Genomic DNA, 24240 nt, shown 5'->3' on the forward strand with positions numbered 1-24240 from the left:
ATTTCTTTCAGGCCGGGCGGCAACTACGATGTCTTCAACGGCTACCCCGTTGCCCGGCCCGGCAGATGAGCGCGACATCCGCTCCCGGCCTCGCATCCCCTTCATGAACAGGACGCTCATCATGCCTGCCGACACGACTTTCATCACCACGGGCGACGGCGCCCGCATCGCCTACCGCTGGGACGGCGATGCCGGCCTGCCGCTGCTGGCCTTGTCCAACTCCATCGGCACCACGCTGCACATGTGGGACGACCTGGTGCCGGCGCTGGCGCGGCATTTCCGCGTACTGCGCTTCGACACCCGCGGCCACGGCGCTTCCAGCGTGCCGGCAGGCCCCTACTCGCTGGACCGACTCGGCCGCGACGTGCTCGAACTGTTCGACGCGCTGGGCGTGACGCGCGCCCACTTCCTCGGCCTGTCGCTGGGTGGCATCATCGGCCAATGGCTGGGCGTGCATGCGCCGGACCGCATCGACCGGTTGATCCTGGCCAACACCTCGCCCTATCTCGGCCCCGCGCCGCAGTGGGATGAACGCATCGCCACCACGCTGCGGGCGCCGGACATGACACAGGCCGCCGAGACGTTCCTGGCGAACTGGTTCCCGGCCGCGATGCTGCGCGCCGGCGGGCCGGTCATCGACACCTTCCGCGACATGCTGCTGAACACCGATCCGCAAGGCCTGGCGGGCGCGTTCGCGGCGGTGCGCGACACGGACCTGCGCCGCACCATCGCGCTGATTCCGCGGCCGACGCTGGTGATCGCGGGCCGCGACGACACCGTCACGGCCGCCAGCCACGGCGAACAGATCGCCGCGACCGTGCCGGGCGCGCAGTGGCTGCTGCTGGAGGCGGTGCACTTGCCCAACATCGAGCGGCCGGATGAATTCCGCGACGCGGTGTTGGGGTTCCTGCTGGCGCGCTGAGGCCAGGGCGCGTCGGCCGATGCCGGCTACGGCCGCCTGCAGGGTCGGACATTCGGCGAGGCGATGGCGGCGTCGACCGGCGTGATGTCAGCGGCGCCGCACAACGGCCCCGGCATTATTCCCCGGCGCGTTCCCAGCGCCGCTGGATCGCCTTGGCGGCCACCACGCCGTCCGCCATCGACGTGACCACGCAGGGATGCATGCGGTGGGCCACCTCGCCGATGGCGTAGATGTCCGGCACGCTGGTCTCGGCGGTGGCGAAATCGGTGCGGATGTAGCCACGCTCGTCGCGCGCCAGTTGCAGGCCGTCGGCGAACGCGGCCTGCGGCTCCAAGCCGTAGAACACCAGGATCAGGTCGTAGCGCTGGCCGTCGACGCTGCGGGTGGCCGGATCGACCTGGTACGGACCGATGCGCACGCCTTCCTTGCCGGCGCGCAGCACCCACTGCTGCTGGGCCCGCACGCTGCGGGCGTACAGGTGCACGGCGCGGGCGCCACGGTTGCGCACATACACGTAGTTCTCGAAGGCGTTGTCGCCGCCCCCCAGCACCGCCACCGACAAGCCGGAGTAATCCTGCGCCACGATCGGCGAACCCGGCCCGATCAGCACCCCCGGCCACTGAGAACCCGGCGGATGTTCCGGAAAGCCCTTGGCGCGCACGCCCGAGGCGATCACCAGGGTGCGGCCGCGCGCCAGCGATACGTCCCCCTTGGCGTCGGCAAGGGTCGCCTCGATGCCGCCCTTGCAGGGCCGCACCGCCGTCACCCGGGTGTCCAGACGCAGCGGAACGCCGGCGGCGCGCACGCTGGTATCGATATTGGCGGCCACCTGCTGGCCGGTCATGCCGGGCAGCACCGCGATCCAGTCGTCGGCGAAGGGGTTGTCCACGGCCAGCCCGCCCAGGCGGCCGCTGGCCTCGACCAGCAACGGCGCCAGGCCCAGCCGGGCCAGCCAGAGGGCGCAGGAGGCGCCGGCCGGGCCGCCGCCTACAATGACCGCATCGTGCATCTGTTGCATTTCATCCCTTGTTTGCCGTCGCCGCCCCCACGCGGGCGTCCGGCCATGGCCGAATTGTAGCCAGCGCGCCGGCCCGGTTCGGCGCCGCCTTACAATTCCGGGATTCCACCCAGGTTTTCATCATGCCCACTCGCCGCATCATCCTATCCGGGCTCGCGCTCGACGCCCGCATCGGCATCCTCGAACACGAACGCCGCGCCACCCAGCCGCTGCACGTCGACGCCGAGTTCGACGTCGACATCCAGCGCTCGGTCGACGACCACGATATCCACAGCGTGCTGGACTATCGCCGCCTGCGCGAGGCCATCGTCGAGGAATGCACCCAGGCGCACGTGAACCTGATCGAAACCCTGGTGGAACAAGTCGCCGCGCGCCTGTTGGCCGACTTCCATGAAATCCGCTCGCTGCGCCTGCGCATCAGCAAGCCCATGGCCTTCTCCGACTGTGCGGCGGTGGGCGTGGAAATCCAGATCTCGCGTTGACCATGAACGATATCGCCTCCCCCGACATCCGCGCCGTGGCGGCCTCTCCCGACGCGGCGGCGCCGACCCGCGCCGTCTCCGTGGCCGGCCCCGACGACAAGAAGGCCCGCCACGAAGGCAACAAGCTCACCAAGCGCCTGGCGCGCGAGACCACTCGCGCCCTCTCCGACTACAACATGATCGAGGCGGGCGACCGCGTCATGGTGTGCCTGTCGGGCGGCAAGGACTCCTACGCCATGCTGGACATCCTGCTCCAGCTGCAAAAGCGCGCGCCGTTCCGGTTCGAACTGATCGCGGTCAACCTGGACCAGAAGCAGCCCGGCTTTCCGGCCGACATCCTGCCGCGCTACCTGACCGAACTGGGCGTGCCGTTCCACATCGAGACGCAGGATACCTATTCCATCGTCACGCGCGTGCTCGAAGAGGGCAAGACGATGTGCTCGCTCTGTTCGCGCCTGCGCCGCGGCATCCTGTACCGCGTGGCCTCGGAACTGGGCGCCACCAAGATCGCGCTCGGCCACCACCGCGACGACATCCTGGGCACGTTCTTCCTGAACCTGTTCTACGGCGGCAAGGCCAAGGGCATGCCGCCCAAGCTGGTGTCCGACGATGGCCGCCACACCGTCATCCGCCCGCTCGCCTACGTGCCGGAAACCGACCTGATCGCCTACGCCGAACTCAAGCAGTTCCCGATCATTCCGTGCAACCTGTGCGGCTCCCAGGAAAACCTGAAGCGCAAGGAAGTCGGCCGCATGATCAAGGAATGGGACAAGCAGCACCCGGGCCGCTCGTGGAACGTCTTCAACGCGCTGTCGCGCGTGGTGCCGTCGCACCTGATGGACCGCGACCTGTTCGACTTCGTCGGCCTCAAGCCGACCGGCGTGCCGGACGCCAACGGCGACACCGCCTTCGACGCGATCGATCCGTCGGATGAGGCGGACGAAGCCTGTGGCGATACGCCCGCCACGCCCGACGCGGCTGGCATCGTCGAAAAGAAAGTGGTGTTCACCCGCAATTGAACACCCCCGTCCGCGCCCGGCGCGGACAGCAAAAGGCCCCGATCTTCCGACCCGCGTGGGACGAAGCGCCGGGGCCTTTTCATCGCCGAGCCGCCTCAAGATGAAAACGCCCCCTCGGGGGGCAGCAAGCCGAAGGCGCGGCGTGGGGGCCCTTTCATCGCCGAGCCGCCTCAAGATGAAAGGCGCCCCCTCGGGGGGCAGCAAGCCGAAGGCGCGGCGTGGGGGTCGCCTTTCCCCTGGCGGCTCAGCCGTTCAACACCCGCACCGGCTGGCCGGCGCGCCAGGCCTTCACGGCCTCCAGCGCGTTGCGGTAGAAGGCCTCGAAGTTCTCGCGGCTGACGTAGCCCAGGTGCGGCGTCAGGATGACGTTGTCCAGGTCGCGCACGCTGTCGGTGGGCGATAGCGGCTCTTCCGGATACACGTCCAGGCCGGCGCCGGCGATGCGGAACTTCACCAGCGCGTCCATCAGGGCTTCCTGGTCCACCAGCCCGGCGCGCGAGGTGTTCACCAGGTAGGCCGTCGGCTTCATCGCGGCCAGCGCCGCGGCGTCGACGATGTGGCGGCTGCGGTCGGACAGGATCAGGTGCAGGCTGACCACGTCGGAGGTGGCGAACAGTTCGTGCTTGTCCACCCGCGTGACGCCCGCCTCGGCGGCGCGCTCGTCGGTCAGGTTGGGGCTCCAGGCCACCACGTCCATGCCAAACGCGAGGCCCACCTTGGCCACCGCCGCGCCCAGCTTGCCCAGCCCCAGCACGCCCAGGCGCTTGCCGGCCAGCGGCTCGGGCATGCCGGTCTGCCACATGCCGCGGCGCATGGCGGCGTCCTCGGCGGGCAGGTGCTTGAACAGGGCCAGGATGTGGGCCCACGCCAGTTCGGCGGTGGCGGTGTTGGCGTCGGCGCTGCCGGGCGCGCCGCTGACCACGATGCCCTGCGCGGCGCAGGCCGGCATGTCGATGGCGTTGTTGCGCATGCCGGTGGTGACCAGCAGGCGCAGGTTGGGCAGCGCGCGGATGCGGTCGGCCGGGAACGGCGTGCGCTCGCGCATGGCCACGATCACGTCGAACGGTTCGAGCGTGGCCTCGACCTGGTCGTCGGGGATGAAGTTGTTGAAGATCCGCACGTCGGCGTCGCCGCCCAGGGAACCCCAGTCCGCGTAGCGTTTGGCAACGTCGTGGTAATCGTCGAGTATTGCGATTTTCAAGTCTGTCTCCGGGTGGCGTGGCGCTTGCCGCGCCAGCCGCCCGGCCGACGCGACCCGCGCCGGTCAGTTCAGTCGTGCCTTGAGCTGGTCCAGCGGCAGCGCGCCGCTGATGCGCGTGCCGTCGGCAAAGAACAAGGTGGGGGTGCCGCGCACCATCAGTTGCTTGCCCAGCGCCAGCAGCTTGTCCTCGGGCACGCTGCAGTTGGCGGTGGCCGGCTTCTGGCCGCGCAGCATCCAGTCGTCCCAGGCCTTGCCCGGGTCCGGCGCGCACCAGACATCGCGCACCTTGGTGTTCGAGTCCGGCGACAGGATCGGGTACAGGAAGGTGTAGACGGTGAGGTTGTCCACGTCTTCGAGCGTCTTGCGCAACTGCTTGCAGTAGCCGCAGTTGGGGTCCTCGAAAATGGCGACCTTGCGCGAGCCGTCGCCCTTGACCTGCTTGATGGCCAGGTCCAGCGGCAGCTGGTCGAACGGGATGGAGCCGAGCTTTTCCTGCGCCTCGCGGGTGACGTCGCGGCGCGTCATGGCGTCGATCAACGGCCCTTCCATGACCCAGGTCACCTTTTCATCGGTGTACAGCAGGTCCATGCCCAGCTGCACCTCGAACAGGCCGTAGGGCGTGCGGCGCACGGCGGTCACGTCCATGCCGGTGAAGCGCTGCTTGAAACGTTCCTTGACCGCGTCCGCCACGGGGTCCGCCGGCGCCACCTGGGTGGTGGAATAGCTCTTGCCGCCCTTGTCCGCCTTGCCGACCGAATTGGTGGAGACGGACTTGTCGCCGCTGGCCTGCGCCTGGGCGCCGGCCGACAGGCCCAGCCCGGCGGCCATGAAGCAGGCCGCCAGCACGGCGGAAAAACGGAAATTCATGGGGACTCCTGTATTTGTGACGTCTCGCCTTCGATGGCCGAAAGCGTAACCGATCCGGCGCCCGGCCCGGGCCGGCCTTCCGGGAATCAGACACGCCCGCCGCCGGCGGGTTCCGCCCCCCGGGACCGGTCCCTAATTCGTCGATGCGCCGGCGATCAGGCGCCGCTTGACCAGCGGCGCGCGCTCGACCCAGTGCATGCCGGCATTGCGCAGCCACACCAGCGGCGTGGCGCGCGAGCCGAACAGCTTGTGCAGGCCGTCGGTGGCCAGCCGCAACGCCAGCACCGGCTCGGCGCGGGCGCGCTGGTAGCGGTGCAGCACGCGCAGGTCGCCGGCCTGGCGGTAGGGTTCGCGTCCGGCCACGGTGCGGGCCAGCGCCTCGACGTCGCCCAGGCCCAGGTTCAGGCCCTGCCCGGCCAGCGGGTGCAGGCGATGCGCCGCGTCGCCGGCCAGCGCGATGCCGGGCGCCACCATCTGGGCGCGCTCCAGCGTCAGCGGGAAACCGTGCAGCGTGCTGCGCACCTTCAGGCGGCCCAGACGGCCCTGCGCCGCGTGTTCCAACATCGATTCGAGCCGCGCGGCCTGCTCCTCGGCCGGCAGGGCCAGCAATTCCCGGGCCTGCGCGTCGCGCATCGACCAGACCATCGACACCTGCGGGCCGTCGGCGGTGTCCGGCAGCGGCAGCAGCGCCAGCACGCCGTCGTCGCGGAACCACTGGAAGGCGGTGCCCTGGTGGGCGCGCTCGGCGTCCAGGTTCACCACCAGCCCGGTGTCGTGGTAGGACACGGCGTCGTGCTTGAGGCCGGCGGCGGTGCGCAGTGGCGAAGCGGCGCCATCGGCGCCGACGAACAATTCGGCCTGGATGCGGGCGCCGCTCTCGGTTTCCACCGTGCCAGCCTGGTAGCCGGTGCAGCGGTCTTCCAGCCAGGGGATGCCGAACATGCGCACGGCCTGGATCAGCACCCGCTCGATCTCGCCGGATTCGACGATCCAGGCCAGTTGCGGCAAGGCCGCCTGCCAGGCGTTCAGGTGCACCAGGCCATCGGCGTCGCCATGGATCTCCATGGCCTGCACCGGCGTCAGGCGGGCCGACGGCAACGCGTCCCACACGCCCAGCTCGGCCAGGAAACGCTGGCTGGCGGGCGAAATGGCGTAGACGCGCGCGTGGTAATGGTTGGGATCGGCCGGCGGCACGCTCATGCGCGGCGCCAGCAGGGCCACGCGCTGGCCGCGGCGGGCCAGCGCCAGGGCCGAGGACAGGCCGACGATGCCGGCCCCGCAAACCACGATCTGGTGTGTCATCTTGCGCTCGGCTCCCCGGCCTGTTTCGGCCACAGCAGCCACATCTGGCCGCGCTGCTTCATGCGCCCGGCCTGCTGGCCGGCCTCGTCGCCGTAGCCCCAGTAGAAGTCGGCGCGCGCCGCGCCGCGGATGGCGGTGCCGGTGTCCTGCGCGAACACCAGGCGCTGCAACGGCCGGTCGGAGGCCGGGAAGGTGGTGGCCAGGAACACCGGCGTGCCCAGCGGCACGAAGCCGGCGTCCACCGCGATCGCGCGTTTCGGCGCCAGGTTGACGCCATAGGCGCCCTTGGGGCCGAGTTCGGGATCGATCACCGGCTCTTCGCGGAAGAACACCACCGCCGGGTTGGCGTTGAGCATCTCGGGCACGCGCTTGGGATTGCGCTGCGCCCACGCGCGGATGTTTTGCATCGAGGCCTGGTCGGCCGACAGCTCGCCGCGGTCCGCCAGCCAGCGGCCGATGGACACGTAGGGCTGGCCGTTATGGTCGGCGTAGGCCACGCGGATGGTCTTGCCGCTGTCGGGGCCGTCGGTCAGCAGCACGCGGCCCGAGCCCTGCACCTGCAGGAAGAAGTTGTCGACCGGGTCGTCGACCCACACCACCACCGGCGGGCGGCGGCCGGTCGACTCGATGGCCGCGCGGGTGTCATAGGGCACCACGCGCTTGCCGTCGAGCTTGCCGCGCACGCGCTTGCCAGCCAGTTCCGGATAGACCGACCCCAGGTCGATGGTCAGCAGGTCGGCCGGCACCGCGTACAGGGGCCATTGATAGTTGCCGCCCTGGCGGCGCGAACCGCGCACCAGCGGCTCGTAATAGCCGGTGACGGTATTGGTGGCCGGCTTGCCGTCGGCGGCGTTCAGGCGCCAGGGTTGCAGGTAGGTCTGCAGGAAGCGGCGCACGCCCTCGGGGTCGTTGGCGGCCGGCGCCCGCGACGGATCGGCCGCTGCGGCGCACACCGGCTGCCAGGCGCGCGGGGTGGCGCGCGCCGGCGCGGCCAGGTTGCCGCTGGTCGGGCGCATCAGCCCCTTGCAGTTGCGCAGGAACAGGGGCCAGATCTGGGCCAGATCGTCATTGGTCCAGCCCGGCATCTCGGCCCAGGTGCCGGCCTTGTACTTGCCGGCCAGCGCGCGGGGCGGCGTATCGGGCAGGGCCGACAGCGCCGGCACCACCAGCGGGCCATCGACGGCCGTGGGGCGCGCGCCAGCGCCGGGTTCGCCGGATTCGGGCGGGATCTCCGAGGGGGTGGTACATGCCGCCAGCAGGACCGACAGCACGGACAGGCTAAGAATGCGCTTCATGAGCAGATGGAAAACCGTACAACGTATGGCCGCGCCCCGCGTCAATGCAGGGTGCGCGGCATGGCCAGGACGAATTCGGGAATCGGCACTTCGAACGGAATGCCGTTCTCGCCGACGCAATGGTAGGTGCCGCGCATCGTGCCGACCGGCGTGGGCAAGGGGCAGCCGCTGGTGTATTCGAAGGTCTCGCCGGGCGCCAGCAGGGGCTGCTGGCCCACGACGCCCAGCCCGCGCACTTCCTGCACGCGCTGGTTGCCATCGGTGATAATCCAGTGGCGGCTGATCACCTGGGCCGGGTGTTCCCCGGTATTGGTGATGCGCACGGTATAGGCGAACACGAATTGCTGCTCGCCGGGATCGGACTGTTCAGGCACGAAGCGCGGAGTGACAGAGACGCTCAGGTCGTAGGGTTTCACAGTCCTTTCCTGTGTGGCACGAGCAAGCTGCAATAATGGCACATTATGCCTTCACCCACCCCGAACACCATGTCTACCACCACCCGCATCACCCCCAGCATCCTGTCCGCCGACTTCGCCCGCCTGGGCGAGGAAGTGCGTGACGTGGTCGCCGCCGGCGCCGACTGGATCCATTTCGATGTGATGGACAACCACTACGTGCCCAACCTGACCATCGGCCCGATGGTCTGCGCGGCGATCCGTCCCCATGTTTCCGTGCCGATCGACGTGCACCTCATGGTCGAGCCGGTGGACGCCCTGGTGCCGATGTTCGCCAAGGCCGGCGCCAACTACATCAGCTTCCACCCGGAAGCCAGCCGCCACGTCGACCGCACCCTGTCGCTGATCCGCGAGAACGGCTGTAAGGCCGGCCTGGTGTTCAACCCCGCCACGCCCCTGTCGTACCTGGACCACGTCATGGACAAGGTCGACCTGGTGCTGATCATGTCGGTCAACCCCGGCTTCGGCGGCCAGAGCTTCATCCCCGGCGCGCTGACCAAGCTGCGCGAGGCCCGCGCCCGCATCGACGCCTGGACCCAGGCCGGCGGCCACGAAATCGTGCTGCAGGTGGACGGCGGCGTGAAGATCGACAACATCGCCGAAATCCGCCGCGCCGGCGCCGACACCTTCGTGGCCGGCTCGGCCATCTTCGGCAAGCCCGACTACCCCGGCATCATCAAGTCCATGCGCGAGCAGATCGCCATCGGCGAAACCACCGCCGTCTGAGGAATACCCGCCATGACTCCCTTCCGCGCCGCGCTGCTGGACCTGGACGGCACCCTGCTCGACTCCATCCCCGACCTGGCCTTCGCGGCCAACGCCATGCGCGTGGAACTCGGCATGATCGCGCTGCGCGAGGATGTCGTGGCCACCTTCGTCGGCAAGGGGGTGGACAACCTGGTGCGCCGCAGCCTGGCCGGCAGCCTGGACGCCGCCGATCCGTCGCCCGAGGACTTCGCCCGGGCGCGCGAGGCCTTCTACCGCCACTACCACCTGGTCAACGGCGAACGCGCCCAGGTCTACCCGGGCGTCATGGAAGGGCTCAAGCACATGCGCGACCAGGGCCTGAAGCTGGCCGTGGTCACCAACAAGCCCACCGAATTCACCCTGCCGCTGCTGCAACGCACCGGCCTGGCCGGGTTCTTCGACGCAGTGGTGTGCGGCGACACCTGCGCCCGCCGCAAGCCCGACCCCGACCAGGTGCTGCACGCCTGCGAACTGCTGGGCGTGACGGTGGCCGAGGCCGTCACCATCGGCGATTCCATCAACGACGCCCAGGCCGGCCGCAGCGCCGGCACCCAGGTGCTGGTGGTGCCGTATGGCTACAACGAAGGCCGTGACGTGCGCGAGCTCGATGTCGATGGTATAGTGGACACGCTCGTCAACGCCGCCCAGTGGGTGGAGCTCTGGAATCAGAACCAGAACGCCGCGAAAGCCCAGGCCTGAAGCCGGGGTCCGCGCCCTTGACGGCACACTTGAACATCGAACCGCTATCACCTGATGAACGTTTCCATCCAGAACCAAATGCTCGGCGCCTCGTGGCGCTGGTGGCGTTTGTCTTCCGGGTGGCGATGATTCCCTTCCCGGCCCTGGACGCGTCCCCGCCTCCCAGCGCCGATACTGTGTAGAACACAGAGCCAAGCCCGGAACCAGTAACCTGGACCGGGCTTTTTGTTGTGTGCCCGGTCCCCAGCAGATACCCATCGCCCCGAGACCGACATGACCGAAATCGAATTCAAAGCCCTCGCCGCCCAAGGCTACAACCGCATCCCGCTGGTGGCCGAGACCTACGCCGACCTGGACACCCCGCTGGGCATCTACCTGAAGCTGGCCCACGCCGGCCCGCAGGCCGGCCGCATGACCTGCCTGATGGAGTCGGTGGTGGGCGGCGAGCGCTTCGGCCGCTACTCGTTCATCGGCCTGCCGGCCCGTACCGTGATCCGCGCCAGCGGCACCCGCACCGAAGTGCTGCACGACGGCAAGGTGGTCGAGACCCACGATGGCGACCCGCTGGCCTTCATCGAGCAGTACCAGGCCCGCTTCAAGGTGGCCCTGCGCCCCGGCATGCCGCGCTTCTGCGGCGGCCTGGCCGGCTACTTCGGCTACGACACCGTGCGCCACATCGAACCCTGCCTGGGCCCCGCCGTGAAGCCGTTCCCGGCCGGCATGGAAGGCGGCACGCCCGACCTGATGCTGATGCACGTGGACGAACTGGTCATTGTCGACAACCTGGCCGGCCGCATCTACCTGATGGTCTACGCCGATCCGGGCCAGCCCGAAAGCTACAGCCGCGCCCAGCAGCGCCTGCACGACCTGCGCGCGCGCCTGCGACGCCCGGTGGAAATTCCCTACAGCCACGCCAGCATGCAGACCGAAGAGCGGCGCGACTTCAAGAAAGAAGACTACCTGGCGGCCGTGCACCGCGCCAAGGAACACATCGCCGCCGGCGACCTGATGCAGGTGCAGATCGGCCAGGTCATCGCCAAGCCGTTCCGCGACTCCCCCCTCTCCCTCTACCGCGCCCTGCGGTCGCTCAATCCCTCCCCCTACATGTACTTCTGGAACTTCGGTGATTTCCAGGTGGTGGGCGCGTCGCCCGAGATCCTGGTGCGCCAGGAGCGCGTGGTGGTGGACGGCGCGCCCAAGTCGCAGGTCACCATCCGCCCGCTGGCCGGCACCCGCAAGCGCGGCGCCACGCCCGAGGAAGACGCCGCCCTGGCCGCCGAGCTCAAGGCCGACCCCAAGGAAGTGGCCGAGCACGTGATGCTGATCGACCTGGCCCGCAACGACGTCGGCCGCGTCGCCGAGGTGGGGTCGGTCAAGGTCAGCGACACCATGGTGATCGAGCGCTATTCGCACGTGATGCACCTGGTGTCCAACGTCACCGGCAACCTGAATCCCGGCATGAGCAGCATGGATGTGCTGCGCGCCTCGTTCCCGGCCGGCACCCTGACCGGCGCGCCCAAGGTCGAGGCCATGAAGATCATCGACGAGCTCGAGCCCGTGCGCCGCGGCATATACGGCGGCGCGGCCGGCTACCTCAGCTACGGCGGCGAAATGGACGTGGCCATCGCCATCCGCACCGGCGTCATCAAGGACGGCACGCTGTACGTGCAGGCCGCCGCCGGCATCGTGGCCGACTCCAACCCCGAAGCCGAATGGGCCGAGACCGAGGCCAAGGCCCGCGCCGTGCTGCGCGCTGCCGAGCAGGTCCAGCACGGCCTGGACGAGCCCATCTGAGACGCCCGCCGCCCCAATGACCGCCCCGGGCCGCGAATCGGCCCGCCTGGAGAAAAAAATGCTGTTGATGATCGACAACTACGACTCGTTTACCTACAACCTGGTCCAGTACTTCGGTGAACTGGGCGAGGACGTGCGCGTGGCGCGCAACGACCAGATCACCCTGGAAGAGATCGCCGCGCTCAACCCCGACCGCATCTGCGTGTCGCCCGGCCCGTGCTCGCCGGCCGAGGCCGGCATCTCGGTGCCCGTCATCCAGGCCTTCGCCGGCAAGAAGCCGATCCTGGGCGTATGCCTGGGCCACCAGGCCATCGGCGCCGCCTACGGCGGCAACATCGTCCGCGCCCAGCAGATCATGCACGGCAAGACCGTGCGCATCTCGCATACCGGGACGGACATCTTCACCGACCTGCCGACGCCGTACACTGTCATCCGCTACAACTCGCTGACCATCGACCCGGCGACGCTGCCCGAGTGCCTGGCCGTGACCGCCACGGCGCCGGACGGCGACATCATGGGCGTGCGCCACAAGACGCTGCCCCTGTACGGAGTACAGTTCCACCCCGAATCCGTGCTCAGCGAACACGGCCACGCCCTGCTGCGCAATTTCCTGAACCTCGCCTAAGAAGGACGCACCGTGACGATCTCCCCCTCCGAAGCGCTGACGCGCTGTATCGAACACCGCGAAATTTTCCACGACGAAATGCTGCATCTGATGCGCATGCTGATGCGCGGCGAGATGTCGCCGCAGATCGCAAGCGCCCTGCTGATGGGTCTGCGCGTGAAAAAGGAAACGGTGGGTGAAATCACCGCGGCCGCGCAGGTCATGCGCGAGTTCGCCACGCCGGTGGTCACGCCCAACCCCGAAGACCTGCTCGACATGTGCGGCACCGGCGGCGACGGCAGCCACACCTTCAACATCTCCACCACCGCCATGTTCGTGGCGGCGGCGGCCGGCGTGCCGATCGCCAAGCACGGCAACCGCAGCGCGTCCTCGTCGAGCGGCAGCGCCGACGTGCTGGAAGCGCTGGGCGCCAACCTGGTGCTGACGCCCGAGCAGGTGGCCGAGTGCATCCAGGCCACCGGCATCGGCTTCATGTTCGCGCCCGCCCATCACGGCGCCATGAAGAACGTGGCCGCGGTCCGCAAGGAACTGGCGGTGCGCACCATCTTCAACATCCTCGGCCCGCTGACCAACCCGGCCGGCGCCGCCAACCAGCTGATGGGCGTGTTCCACCCCGACCTGGTGGGCATCCAGGTACGCGTGCTGGAACGCCTGGGCTCGCGCCACGTGCTGGTGGTGCACGGCAAGGACGGCATGGACGAGGCTTCGCTGGGCGGCGCCACCATGGTGGGCGAGCTCAAGGACGGCAAGGTCAGCGAGTACGAAATCCACCCCGAGGACTACGGGCTATCCATGATGTCCAATCGCAGCATCAAGGTGTCCAATCGCGAACAGTCGCGCGAGCTTGTCATAGAGGCGCTGGACAATGTCGAGGGCACCGCCCGCGACATCGTCGCGCTGAATGCGGGTCTCGCCATTTACGCAGGCAACAAAGCCGATTCCATTCCCGCAGCGTTAGCGCTAGCATTTGAACTGATTTCCACCGGCGCGGCGCGAGCCAAGCTGGAAGATTTCTGCGCATATACCCGGAAATTCCAGAAATGAACGATATTCTCGCGAAGATCCTCGCCGTCAAGGCCGAGGAAGTCGCCGCCGCGCGCCAGATGCGGAGCGAAGCCGAAGTCCTGCGCGAAGCGCAGGCGCGCCAGGACGTGCGCGGCTTTGCCCAGGCCATCGAAGACAAGATCTCGCAGGGCAAGGCCGGCGTCATCGCCGAAATCAAGAAAGCGTCGCCGTCCAAGGGCGTGCTGCGCGAGACCTTTCAGCCCGCTGAAATCGCGGCCTCCTATGCCGTGCATGGCGCCGCCTGCCTGTCGGTGCTGACCGACGTGCAGTTCTTCCAGGGCTCGCACGACCACCTGCGCCAGGCGCGCGCCGCCTGCTCGCTGCCGGTGCTGCGCAAGGACTTCGTGATCGATCCCTACCAGATCATCGCCGCCCGCGCGATGGGCGCCGACTGCGTGCTGCTGATCGTCGCCGCGCTCACGCCCACGCAGCTGCGCGAGATGGAAACGCTGGCCATGGAACTGGGCATGGACGTGCTGGTGGAAGTGCACGACGCCCAGGAACTGGACATCGCGCTCACGCTGAAGACGCCGCTGCTGGGCATCAACAACCGCAACCTGCGCACCTTCGAGACCAGCCTGCAGAACACGCTGGACCTGCTGCCGCGCATTCCCGCCGGCAAGCGCGTGGTGACGGAAAGCGGCATCCTCAAGCCGGAAGACGTGAAGCTGATGCGAGCGCACAAGGTCGACGCCTTCCTGGTGGGCGAGGCCTTCATGCGCGCCCAGGACCCGGGCGCCGAACTGGCCCGCGTGGTCGGCTGAACCGCCGCCGGTCCCGCGCCATGCACGGCACGGGGCGCGGCGCGCCACGGCGTCCTTGCATGTTCATGCATGCTCATGCATGCGTGTTGTTGCATGCGTGTTCTTGCATGCGCGTCGATTCAACCCGGCCGTGCCAGCCCCAGCGCCGCCGCGCGTCGGTACAAAGTGCTGCGATGCACGCCCAGGGCGCGCGCCGCGGCGCTGACGTTGCCGGCGTGCGCGGTCAGCGCCGCGCGGATCGCCTCGTCAGCCATGGCCTGCAGGCTGGGCGCGCCGGAGGACGCCTGCGCCGCCGGCATGCCGCGGATGTCCGCCGGCAGCATTTCTTCATCGACCCTGCCGGACGCGCCCGCCAGCACGTGCAGCGTCCGCAGCACCGCCGCCATCTGGCGATAGTTGCCGGGCCAGGCGTATTGCGCCAGCGCGTCCTCGATGCCGCCCGGCAGCGCCGGCCCGCTGCCCTGCGCGGCCCATAGCGTGCGCAGTAATTCGCGTAGGTCGGGGCGGGCGCGCAGCGGCGCGAGCGTCACGGTGTATTCGGCGATACGGAAGTACAGATCGGGGCGCACCGGCGCGTCCGGGCCATCATGCGCCAGCGCGCGATGGGTCGCGCACACCAGCGCGAAGTCCACCGCCACCGGCCGCGCCGCGCCCAGCGGCGACACCTCGCGCGATTGCAGCACCCGCAACAGGCGCGCCTGCAGCGCCAGCGGCATGTCGCCGATCTCGTCCAGGAACAGCACGCCCCCATGCGCCTGCCGCAGCAGGCCCTTGCTGCCCTGGCGGCGCGCGCCGGTGAAGGCGCCGTCTTCATAGCCGAACAGTTCGGATTCGATCAGGCTTTCGGGCAGCGCGGCGCAATTGACCGCCACGAACGGGCCGGCCGCGCGCCGGCTGCGCGCATGCAGCTGGCGCGCGAAGACCTCCTTGCCCGCGCCGGTCTCGCCCTGCAGCAGAATCGATACGCCCGCGTCCGACAGATGCACCGCGCGCGCCAGCGCGCCCAGCGTGGCCGCGTCGAAGCTGGCGGCATCGCGCTGGGTCTGGGGCGCCGGCAGCGCGGGCGTGGCCGGCAGGCGCAGCGCCGGTTGCGGGGCGACCGGCGGCCGCGACCGGGGCAGGCGCAGGCGCGCGTGGTAGACCGCGCCGCCGCGCGCATGCACCCGCCCGGCCGCGTCGGGCGCCTGTTCCATGACGCCCTCGAACAGGTCCGCGTAGCGATAGACGCCCAGCGCCGTGGACGCCAGGCCCAGCACCTGCATGGCGCGGCGGTTGGCGCCCACCAGCAGGTCGCCCTCGAAGGCCAGCAGGGCCTCGCCCGGCGTGCCCAGCGCGGAACGGTCGGCATGCAGGCGCAGCACCGCGCAGGGTTCGTGCGCGCTGTCGAACAGCCGGTGCTCGATCAGGTCGACGGCGGCCCGCACCAGCGCCAGCACGTCGGGGCGCACCTCGCGCGCGGGGCTGGAAAGATCTAGCACGCCCAGCATGCGCCCTTCGCTGTCGGTGATCGGCACCGCGGCGCAGGTCAGGATGCGGTTGGGTTCGAAATAGTGTTCGGCGCCGTGCACCACCAGTGAACGGCCTTCCACCAGCGCCGTGCCGATGGCGTTGGTGCCCGCGGCGGCCTCGTCCCAGGCCGCCCCGGGCATCAGCGCGACGCGCGAGGCGCGTTGCGCGAAATCGATGTCGCCGTCGCTGTCCAGCACCAGGCCCTGGGCGTCCGACAGGATCACCAGGCCGTCACTGCCGCCTTCGCGGCGCAGCAGCGACATGGCGGGTTCGGACAGCCGCCGCAAGGCCTCGTTGCGCTGGCGTGCCTCGCGCAGTTCGGCGGCGGTCATGGGCTCGGCGCGGCGCTTGCCGCGCATGTCGAAACCCAGGTCGGCGCAGCGGCGCCAGGATCGCAGGATGGGTTCGGCGACCAGGCCGCCGGGCACCATGCCCTGCTGGTTGAACAGCTGGCGCGCTTGCGTCAGCGGGTGCCGACCGGATTGAGTGGCCATGCATGTCTCCTTGGACGGTGTTCTGCGACACCTGTTCCGCGACAGTGTCGCGAAACGCGACACCCGGTAGCGGCGAAACGCCGCCCACGCCCCTGCCGGCGCGTGGCAATCTACTTTCGCACGCGGCATGCGCGCTTGTCCAGCCGCGTCCCCCGACATGGCACGCGGTTTGCTTGATACGAAGCAGGCACCCGACTGCCGTTACACCGACTATACGGAGACAAGCATGGACATCGCGACCCGCGTCACCCCCGAATCCTATGGCACGCGCCTGGACCTCAGGACGCAGTATGACAACTTCATCGACGGCAAATGGCAGGCGCCCGCCGACGGCGAATACTTCGACAACGTCACGCCGGTCACCGGCCAGGTGCTGACCCGCAACGCCCGCTCGAAAGAGCGCGACATCGAGCTGGCGCTGGATGCGGCGCATCGCGCCGCGCCCAAATGGGGTGCGACCCCGGCCGCCGAGCGCGCGCAGATCCTGATGCGTATCGCCGACGTGATGGAGGCCAACCTGGAACGCCTGGCCACCGCCGAGACCTGGGACAACGGCAAGCCGATCCGCGAGGCCCGCGCCGCCGACATCCCGCTGGCGATCGACCACTTCCGCTACTTCGCCTCGTGCATCCGCAGCCAGGAAGGCGGGCTGTCCGAGATCGACCACGACACCGTCGCCTACCACTTCAACGAGCCGCTGGGCGTGGTCGGCCAGATCATCCCGTGGAACTTCCCCATCCTGATGGCCGCGTGGAAGCTGGCGCCGGCGCTGGCGGCGGGCAACTGCGTGGTGCTCAAGCCGGCCGAGCAGACGCCGCTGGGCATCCTGCTGCTGATGGAACTGATCGGCGACCTGCTGCCCCCGGGCGTGGTCAACGTGGTCACCGGCTTCGGCCTGGAAGCGGGCAAACCGCTGGCCTCCAGCAAGCGCATCGCCAAGATCGCCTTCACCGGCGAGACCACCACGGGCCGCCTGATCATGCAGTACGCGTCGCAGAACATCATCCCCGTGACGCTGGAGCTGGGCGGCAAGTCGCCCAACATCTTCTTTGCCGACGTGGCGGCGCAGGACGACGACTTCCTCGACAAGGCCATCGAAGGCTTCGTCATGTTCGCGCTGAACCAGGGCGAAGTCTGCACTTGCCCCAGCCGTGCGCTGATCCAGGAATCGCTCTACGACAGGTTCATGGAGCGCGCGCTCAAGCGCGTGGCCGAGATCAAGCAGGGCAACCCGCTCGATGGCGACACCATGCTGGGCGCGCAGGCCTCCACCGAGCAGTTGGAGAAGATCCTGTCGTACCTCGACATCGGCAAGCAGGAGGGCGCGGCGGTGCTGGCCGGCGGCGCGCGCGCGCAGTTGCCGGGCGCGCTCGAAGGCGGCTACTACGTGCAGCCCACCGTCTTCAAGGGCCACAACAAGATGCGCGTGTTCCAGGAAGAGATCTTCGGGCCGGTGGTGGCGGTGACCACGTTCAAGGACGCCGACGACGCGCTGGCGCTGGCCAACGACACGCTCTACGGCCTGGGCGCGGGGGTCTGGTCGCGCGACGCCAACACGTGCTATCGCATGGGCCGCGCCATCAAGGCCGGGCGGGTCTGGACCAACTGCTACCACGCCTATCCGGCGCACGCCGCGTTCGGCGGCTACAAGCAGTCCGGGATCGGCCGCGAGAACCACAAGATGATGCTCAACCACTACCAGCAGACCAAGAACCTGCTGGTGAGCTACTCGCCCAAGAAACTGGGTTTCTTCTGACCCACGGGCGATGCCCGCCGGTGCGTCGCGGATCGACCCATGCCGGGTCGGCAGCGCCGCGCCGGCGTGGCGTCGCGGGAGTTGCATCATGCCAGGACCCACTCCGCGCGTGGTCGCCACCGACGCGGCGCGCGCGCTGATCGAAACCTTGCGCGCCAAGCACGGCCCGCTGATGTTCCACCAGTCGGGCGGCTGCTGCGACGGCAGTTCGCCCATGTGCTACGCGCAGGGTGAATTCATGGTGGGCGGCTCGGACGTGCTGCTGGGCGAACTGGAAGGCTGCCCGTTCTACATGGGCGAAGACCAGTTCGCCTACTGGGAGCACACTCAGCTCATCATCGACGCCGTGCCTGGACGCGGCGGCGCGTTCTCGCTGGACAGCGCCGAGGGCAAGCGCTTCCTGCTGCGCTCGCGGCTGTATTCGGACGAGGAATGGGCCGGCGTGGCCCCGGTCACGCGCGGTTGAGGCCACGTCCCGCTGCGCGAACCCGCCACGTCAGGCGCGACGCGGCGCGCCGTCCTTGCCGGGCGGTTCGGCGCCACCGGCCTGTTGCTGCCACTGGAACGAGACGCGGCGGATGCGCGCGGCGCGGAATTGCGTGAACGAACGGCCACCCGGCATGGGTGCGCCGCGTAGCGGACTGCTGGTGTTTTTCATTGCGGGAAAAGCGTTGGCGGAAAAACTCTACGGTTGCCTTGCGTCGCCGGCCACGCCGGCGGCAACGACGAAAAGGACGGGCGCGGCCACGGGCATCAACCCGCCGCGGCGGCCCAGGCGCTGACGGGCGCGCGGCGGGTCCATTCGAGCGCGTCTTCCAGGCGGTCGTTGCCCCAGAACATCTCTCCGTCCACCAGGAAGGTCGGGGCGCCGAACAGCCCCAGGTGGCGGGCTTCGTCGACCCGGCGCCGCAGCGCCTCCTTGGCGGCCTCGGACTTGCCGCGCGCGATCAGCGCGTCGGCGTCGAGCGACAGGTCGGTCAGCAGCGCATGCACCACATCCTCGGCCTGGATGTCCTGGTCATGCTGGAAATTGGCGCGGAACACGGCCAGGCAGAAGTCACGGCCCCAGGGCTCGTCCTGGCCCAGCAGCGCAATGCGGGCCGGCAGCACGCTCATGCGCGGAAACAGGCGCGGCCGGTTATAGGGCACGCCATACTTTTCGGCCAGGCGCGCGATGTCGCGCATCATGTAGGCGCCCTTGCCGGGGAACAGGCGGAACGGCGTGTCATTCCAGCCCTGGGCCTGGAAGATCGGGCCCAGCAGGAATGGCCGCAGGTCGACCCGCACCTCGGCCCGCGCCGCCAGGTCGCCGATGCGTTCGATCGCCAGGTAGCTGTAGGGACTGGCGAAATCGAACCACATCTCGAGGCGGGGCGTGGCGGGCAGGGGCGCATTCATGACAAAAGCTCCAACGGCTGGGAAACCTGGGAAACCAGGGCGACCTGCGCATCCGGCAGGCCGCTGAGAACGACGTCGCGATCGCTGTCCACGATGATGGACTCGCCGGCTTGCAGCACGCTGTCGTCCGGGCGGCGGTAGGCGGACAGCCACACCGTGCCGGCCTGGCACTCGATCCGCAGGCCCGATGCGCGCCTGAGCAGCATAGTCGAACCCCGCGCCAAACGGAATGACATTCCCGCAGTGCAACATAGTCGGATCATGGCGCATCCCCCGCCGCCTTGGCGGCCAGCCTGCCGGGCATCGGCGCCTTGGCACCGCGTCACCCGTCGTCTGAGGCATATTGGACGCCGCAGGCGTTATATTGCACAAGCGACATTTCCGCCGCATACGCATGAGTTTCAAGAATGTCATATCCCCTGGCCAAACTTCCCCCGCTCGACCTGGTCCGAGGCTTCGTCGCCGTGGGCCGCCGCATGAGCATCACGCTGGCGGCGCAGGACCTGCACGTGACGCAGTCGGCCGTCAGCCGGCAGATCCGGGCGCTGGAGGCCCACCTGGGCGTGCCGCTGCTGGTGCGCGGCTTTCGCAGCGTCTCGTTCACGTCCGAAGGCGCGCAGCTGTTCCGCATGGCCGACGCCTGGCTGGGTCAGCTGGGCGACCTGACCGAGCAATTGCGCGCGCCCGAACGCCGCACGCCGGTCACCGTCACCACCACCATCGGGGTGGCCTCGCTGTGGCTGCTGCCGCGCCTGGGCGACTTCCAGGCCGCCCATCCGCAGATCGACGTGCGGGTGGCGGCCGATAACCGGGTCATCGACATCGACCGTGAAAGCGTCGACATCGCCATCCGCTACAGTCTGCGCGACACGGTGCCGGACGGCGCCGTCTGGCTGTTCGGGGAGTCGGTGGTGCCGGTGGCCCACCCGTCGCTGCGGGCGCGCGCCCTGGATGCGCGCGAATTGCAGCGCCACGTGCTGCTGGAATTCGACGACCCCACCCGGCCCTGGCTGCAATGGTCGGAATGGCTCAACGCGCGCGGCCTGGGCCGGGTGCGGCCCAAGGGCATGTTGCGCTTCAACCAGTACGACCAGATCGTGCATGCGGCGCTGGCCGGCCATGGCATCGCGCTCGGGCGGCTGGCGCTGATCGCGCCGATGCTGGCAGACCGGCGCCTGGCCGCGGTCGACGGCCAGCCGGCCGATGCCACCGAGCATGCCTACTGGCTGGTGCGCAACGCGCGCCGCAGCACGCCTGACGCCGAGATCGTGACGCGCTGGCTGGTACGGCAGGCCGCGACCACGGCACAACTGCTGACGGCGGATTCGGGCCGATAAACGCCACGCCCCACGGGTGTGCCGAGGTTTTCGGACCGACCGACACTGGTCAGTCCGGAGCGCCGCGCTACAAGAACTATACAAACCTTCACAGATTCGGCCGCGCCCTGCTGTAGATTGCGCCTGCATGACAAGTCATGGGTCCGGACCCGGCTTCCCGCGCTTGATTCGTGCGCCGTCCGCCCTGGTCCGACGCGCACCGACGCTATCCATTCATGGTGCAGATGAAGCTTTTCCGTTCCGCCGACGCCTGGCAAGACTGGTTTCTCAATTTCCAGCGTTCCTTCCTCATCCTGCTGGCGCCCTGGCTTGTGTCGGTAATCGCGCAAGGCCTGGGCCGCGCCTACCTGCTGGCGGCGTACGCGCCGCCGGGCGCCTACGCGGCCTTGCCGCAGGACATCAACCGCACCCTGGTGATCGGCCTGCTATTCGACATCAAGGTCGCGGCGATCGCGTTCTCGGTGCCGTTGCTGGCCGCGCTGCTGCTGGCCGCGCGGCCAGCGGCGTACGCCCTGTGGCTGCGCGCCCTGCCCTGGCTGGCCGCCGTGCTGGCCATGCTGTTCACCGCCAGCACCGTGATCAGCGTGTGCTACTTCGCCACGTTCTCGCGCTCGATCGACATCTTCGTGTTCGGCCTGATGGACGACGATACCCATGCCATCCTGGTGACGCTGTGGCACGGCTATCCGGTGCTGCGGACGCTGGCGCTGCTGGCGGCGGTGCTGGGCGCCACCTACTGGCTGGCGCGGCGCTGGAGCGCCCTCATCCTGCGCACGCGCCTGGCGCGCCGGGCGCTGGCGCCCAGCGCGCTGAGGCTGTCGCTGATCATCGCCATCACCGTGCTGGCCTGCCGGGGTTCGCTCGGACCCTTCCCGCTCAACAGGGACGACACCGGCATTTCCTCGCTGCGCCTGCTCAACGACATCGCGCCCAACGGCATATCGGCGTTCTTCTGGGCCCTGTCCGAGCGCGACAACGACAAGCGCTTCAAACCGGTCACCGCCGAAGAGGGCGAACAGCTCTACCAGCGCTTCCTGGGACGACCTGGCCACGGGCTGCAGCCTTTCATGGCCAGCACCGGCGCCAACCCGCAGGCCCGCGCCCGCCCGCCGCACGTGGTGCTGCAAGTGATGGAAAGCATGGGTTACCACATGAACATGTACGACCGTCCAGGCCGCGACCTGCTGGGCGCGCTGCGGCCGCACTGGCAGCAGGACTGGCGCTTCGATCGATTCCTGTCGGAAGGCAATGGCACCATCGATTCGCTCAGCCGGCTGCTGGTGCGCAGCCCGGTGCTGGCCACCAGCCAGTCGTCGGCGGCCAGCGCCACCTTCGCCAGCAATGCCTTCACGCCGTTCCTGGCGCGCGGCTACCGGGTGGTCTTCGTCACCTCGGGCGCGGCCACCTGGCGCAATCTGGGCCGCTTCGCCACGCACCTGGGCGCGCAGGAATTCGCCGACCAGCTGACGCTGAGGCAGCGCTACCCCGAGGCGCAGCCGGGCGCATGGGGCGTGCCCGACGAATACATGTTCCGCTACATCGCCGAGCGCCTGGCGCGGGCCGACCGCGACGGCGAACCGCTGTTCGTCGTCGCTCTGTCCACCACCCATCATCCGCCGTTCCTGGTGCCCGAAGGGGGCCAGCGCGGCGGCCTGGACCTGAGCGATATCGAACGGCTGCCCTACTATGACAGCTGGTCCGGCCTGGACGAAGCCTTCGACACGCTGCGCTATGCGAACGACCAGCTGGGGCGCTTCCTGACCGGCCTGAAAGCCTCGGCCCAGGGCGCCCGCACCATCGTCGCGGTGACCGGCGACCACAACATCCTGGGCGTGGACTATGCCGCCGACAGCGACATCGCGCTGGCGCGCGCGGTGCCCTTCTACCTGTATGTGCCGCCCGGCTACCGCGGGCAATCGACGTATGACCCGTCGCGGCCGGGCAGCCACAAGGACATCCTGCCCACGCTGTACCACCTGAGCCTGCCCGACACCCCCTATTTCCGCAGCGGCTGCGACCTGCTGGCCGCGCGGCCCGATCCGCAATGGTGCTTCGGGTTCAACAACCCGCGATTGGTGATCACGCGCGACGGCGCCTATCAGCGCGATCGCCCCGGCCGCATCCAGCCATGGGCTGGCGCCACCGGCCTGGCCCTGGCGCCGGAGCGGGCCGCTTCGCCCGCGCAGGCGGCCGAGCAGGCGCGGCTCGGAGCATACGGTCCGCTGCTGCAATGGCAGATCAACTACCAGGTGCAGAACCAGACGTCAGCGCGGCCGGACCGGCCGTAAGGCTGTCCGCCACCGCGCAGGCTTGGGCCGCCCGGCGCGCCGCGCCGCCCATGGCGCGGACTAGTCGACGCGCACCAGCGGCTCGCCGGCGGCCATCTCGCCGACCACCGCGGCATCCGCGAATCCCTGCTCGCGGAACAGCGCCAGCACCGCTTGCGCCGCTTCCGGCGCGCAGGCCACCAGCAGGCCGCCCGAGGTCTGCGGGTCGGTCAACAGGGCCCGCTCGACATCGCTCACGCCCGCGCCCAGCCGCACGGACTCGCCATACGAGGCCCAGTTGCGGCCCGACGCGCCGGTGATCACGCCCTCGGCGGCGAAGGCCTGCACGCCCGGCAGCCACGGCAGCGTGTCGCGCCGCAGCACGGCGGTCAGCCCCGCGCCGCGCGCCATTTCCAGCGCGTGGCCGAGCAGGCCGAAGCCGGTGACGTCGGTGATGGCATGGACGCCGTCCATCGCGGCCAATGCCGCGCCCGGACGATTCAGGCGGGTGGTGTTGTCGATCATCACGCGGTAGCCATCGGCGTCCAGCCGGTTCTTCTTGAGCGCCGCCGACAGGATGCCCACGCCCAGCCCCTTGCCCAGCACCAGCACGTCGCCGGCGCGCGCGTCGGCATTGCGCTTGATACGGTCCGGATGCACCAGCCCCATCGCCGCCAGGCCGTAGATCGGCTCGACCGAGTCGATGCTGTGGCCGCCGGCCACCGGAATGCCCGCGTCCTTGCACACCGATTCGCCGCCGCGCAGGATCTCGGCGATGACATCGTGCGGCAGCACGTTGATGGGCATGCCGACGATCGCCAGCGCCATGATCGGCGTGCCGCCCATGGCGTACACGTCCGACAGCGCGTTGGTCGCGGCGATGCGGCCGAAGTCGTAGGGATCGTCGACAATCGGCATGAAGAAGTCGGTGGTCGCGATCAGGGCCTGCTCGTCGTTGAGCCGGTAGACCGCCGCATCGTCGGCTGTCTCGGTGCCCACCAGCAGGTTGGGGTAGCTGGCGGCCGGCCCGAAGCGGGCCAGCAATTGCGACAGCACGCCGGGCGCGATCTTGCAGCCACAGCCGCCGCCGTGCGACAGCGAAGTCAAGCGCGGCACCGCCGCGGACGCTGCATCCTGGGTCATGTCAGTCTCTCCATAGGTGATGGGAAAAGGATAGCATCGCGCCCCCGAATGGCCCTATGATGATCGGGCAGCAACGGACGG

24 protein-coding genes are annotated in these 24240 nt (G+C 69.2%); 13 read left to right on the plus strand and 11 right to left on the minus strand.

The genetic code is table 11. From position 1 onward, the window contains the following. The first annotated feature begins 121 nt into the window (after positions 1–121). Positions 122–922, plus strand: a complete 801-nt coding sequence (pcaD, locus tag AruCF_RS27015; protein ID WP_049077398.1) for a 3-oxoadipate enol-lactonase — start codon at positions 122–124, stop codon at positions 920–922. A gap of 115 nt (positions 923–1037) precedes the next feature. Here pcaD and AruCF_RS27020 read toward each other — a convergent pair whose 3' ends face one another. Next, entirely contained in the window at positions 1038–1940 is a 903-nt protein-coding gene (locus AruCF_RS27020; protein WP_157130065.1) for an NAD(P)/FAD-dependent oxidoreductase, read from the minus strand. 122 nt (positions 1941–2062) lie between these two features. On the opposite strand from AruCF_RS27020, the gene folB reads away from it, so the two are divergent. Further along, complete coding sequence (gene folB / locus AruCF_RS27025; RefSeq protein ID WP_006392515.1) at positions 2063–2422, plus strand: dihydroneopterin aldolase; 360 nt, start codon at positions 2063–2065, stop codon at positions 2420–2422. 2 nt (positions 2423–2424) lie between these two features. Further along, positions 2425–3441, plus strand: coding sequence for a tRNA 2-thiocytidine(32) synthetase TtcA (gene ttcA / locus AruCF_RS27030; protein ID WP_235432728.1), 1017 nt, complete (start codon positions 2425–2427; stop codon positions 3439–3441). Between the two features lie 244 nt (positions 3442–3685). Here ttcA and AruCF_RS27035 read toward each other — a convergent pair whose 3' ends face one another. The 5 genes from AruCF_RS27035 to apaG all read right to left on the minus strand — a co-directional run bounded on the left by AruCF_RS27035 (position 3686) and on the right by apaG (position 8522). After that, positions 3686–4642: a D-2-hydroxyacid dehydrogenase family protein gene (locus AruCF_RS27035; RefSeq protein WP_049070813.1), complete on the minus strand. Its 957-nt coding sequence runs from the start codon at positions 4640–4642 to the stop codon at positions 3686–3688. Between the two features lie 63 nt (positions 4643–4705). After that, entirely contained in the window at positions 4706–5509 is an 804-nt protein-coding gene (locus AruCF_RS27040) for a DsbC family protein (RefSeq protein ID WP_049070812.1), read from the minus strand. Between the two features lie 132 nt (positions 5510–5641). After that, on the minus strand, positions 5642–6811 hold the full coding sequence (locus AruCF_RS27045; protein WP_049070811.1) for a UbiH/UbiF family hydroxylase: 1170 nt from the start codon (positions 6809–6811) through the stop codon (positions 5642–5644). Then, a complete protein-coding gene (gene mltA, locus AruCF_RS27050; RefSeq protein ID WP_049070809.1) occupies positions 6808–8106 on the minus strand; it encodes a murein transglycosylase A in 1299 nt (432 codons plus the stop codon). The genes AruCF_RS27045 and mltA overlap by 4 nt, the downstream gene beginning before the upstream one ends. Before the next feature lie 41 nt (positions 8107–8147). Next, positions 8148–8522, minus strand: coding sequence for a Co2+/Mg2+ efflux facilitator ApaG/CorD (gene apaG / locus AruCF_RS27055; RefSeq protein WP_049070807.1), 375 nt, complete (start codon positions 8520–8522; stop codon positions 8148–8150). Positions 8523–8567: 45 nt separating this feature from the next. Between apaG and rpe the strand changes: the two genes are divergently transcribed. From rpe to trpC, 6 genes are all read left to right on the plus strand, one after another. Further along, positions 8568–9287 (plus strand): ribulose-phosphate 3-epimerase, encoded by a 720-nt coding sequence (gene rpe, locus AruCF_RS27060; RefSeq protein ID WP_049070804.1) that lies wholly within the window; start codon positions 8568–8570, stop codon positions 9285–9287. A gap of 12 nt (positions 9288–9299) precedes the next feature. Next, positions 9300–10007 carry a phosphoglycolate phosphatase gene (locus AruCF_RS27065; protein WP_026385137.1) on the plus strand — a complete coding sequence of 236 codons (708 nt, stop codon included), beginning with the start codon at positions 9300–9302 and terminating at the stop codon, positions 10005–10007. A 273-nt stretch (positions 10008–10280) separates the two neighbouring features. Continuing rightward, positions 10281–11801, plus strand: a complete 1521-nt coding sequence (trpE, locus tag AruCF_RS27070) for an anthranilate synthase component I (RefSeq protein ID WP_024067527.1) — start codon at positions 10281–10283, stop codon at positions 11799–11801. 58 nt (positions 11802–11859) lie between these two features. Beyond that, positions 11860–12426 carry an aminodeoxychorismate/anthranilate synthase component II gene (locus AruCF_RS27075; RefSeq protein ID WP_049077392.1) on the plus strand — a complete coding sequence of 189 codons (567 nt, stop codon included), beginning with the start codon at positions 11860–11862 and terminating at the stop codon, positions 12424–12426. A 12-nt stretch (positions 12427–12438) separates the two neighbouring features. Further along, entirely contained in the window at positions 12439–13470 is a 1032-nt protein-coding gene (gene trpD / locus AruCF_RS27080; RefSeq protein ID WP_049070803.1) for an anthranilate phosphoribosyltransferase, read from the plus strand. After that, on the plus strand, positions 13467–14255 hold the full coding sequence (gene trpC, locus AruCF_RS27085) for an indole-3-glycerol phosphate synthase TrpC (protein WP_054419334.1): 789 nt from the start codon (positions 13467–13469) through the stop codon (positions 14253–14255). The genes trpD and trpC overlap by 4 nt, the downstream gene beginning before the upstream one ends. A gap of 119 nt (positions 14256–14374) precedes the next feature. Here trpC and AruCF_RS27090 read toward each other — a convergent pair whose 3' ends face one another. Next, entirely contained in the window at positions 14375–16258 is a 1884-nt protein-coding gene (locus tag AruCF_RS27090; protein WP_049070799.1) for a sigma-54-dependent Fis family transcriptional regulator, read from the minus strand. A 226-nt stretch (positions 16259–16484) separates the two neighbouring features. Between AruCF_RS27090 and adh the strand changes: the two genes are divergently transcribed. Together adh and AruCF_RS27100 are read left to right on the plus strand one after the other, a co-directional pair. Further along, positions 16485–18014: an aldehyde dehydrogenase gene (gene adh / locus AruCF_RS27095; RefSeq protein WP_006384406.1), complete on the plus strand. Its 1530-nt coding sequence runs from the start codon at positions 16485–16487 to the stop codon at positions 18012–18014. Between the two features lie 88 nt (positions 18015–18102). Then, complete coding sequence (locus AruCF_RS27100) at positions 18103–18480, plus strand: DUF779 domain-containing protein (RefSeq protein ID WP_049070798.1); 378 nt, start codon at positions 18103–18105, stop codon at positions 18478–18480. Positions 18481–18510: 30 nt separating this feature from the next. Here AruCF_RS27100 and AruCF_RS29605 read toward each other — a convergent pair whose 3' ends face one another. The 3 genes from AruCF_RS29605 to AruCF_RS27110 form a co-directional block, all read right to left on the minus strand. Continuing rightward, positions 18511–18672 (minus strand): hypothetical protein, encoded by a 162-nt coding sequence (locus AruCF_RS29605; protein WP_167385901.1) that lies wholly within the window; start codon positions 18670–18672, stop codon positions 18511–18513. Positions 18673–18767: 95 nt separating this feature from the next. Next, on the minus strand, positions 18768–19412 hold the full coding sequence (locus tag AruCF_RS27105) for a 2-hydroxychromene-2-carboxylate isomerase (protein WP_049070796.1): 645 nt from the start codon (positions 19410–19412) through the stop codon (positions 18768–18770). Beyond that, positions 19409–19618 carry a DUF2917 domain-containing protein gene (locus AruCF_RS27110; RefSeq protein ID WP_231891697.1) on the minus strand — a complete coding sequence of 70 codons (210 nt, stop codon included), beginning with the start codon at positions 19616–19618 and terminating at the stop codon, positions 19409–19411. Before AruCF_RS27110 ends, AruCF_RS27105 begins: the two co-directional genes overlap by 4 nt. Positions 19619–19819: 201 nt before the next feature. On the opposite strand from AruCF_RS27110, the gene AruCF_RS27115 reads away from it, so the two are divergent. Together AruCF_RS27115 and AruCF_RS27120 are read left to right on the plus strand one after the other, a co-directional pair. Then, entirely contained in the window at positions 19820–20749 is a 930-nt protein-coding gene (locus tag AruCF_RS27115) for a LysR substrate-binding domain-containing protein (RefSeq protein ID WP_049070793.1), read from the plus strand. Positions 20750–20964: 215 nt separating this feature from the next. Further along, the gene (locus AruCF_RS27120) at positions 20965–23037 is read left to right on the plus strand and encodes an LTA synthase family protein (RefSeq protein ID WP_235432727.1); all 2073 of its coding nucleotides are present in this window, start codon (positions 20965–20967) and stop codon (positions 23035–23037) included. 60 nt (positions 23038–23097) lie between these two features. On the opposite strand, the gene selD is transcribed toward AruCF_RS27120, so the two are convergent. Continuing rightward, positions 23098–24159 carry a selenide, water dikinase SelD gene (gene selD, locus AruCF_RS27125; RefSeq protein WP_049070791.1) on the minus strand — a complete coding sequence of 354 codons (1062 nt, stop codon included), beginning with the start codon at positions 24157–24159 and terminating at the stop codon, positions 23098–23100. Between the last annotated feature and the right edge of the window lie 81 nt (positions 24160–24240).

It is taken from the genome of Achromobacter ruhlandii, from assembly GCF_002082135.1.
Lineage (GTDB): Bacteria > Pseudomonadota > Gammaproteobacteria > Burkholderiales > Burkholderiaceae_B > Achromobacter > Achromobacter ruhlandii.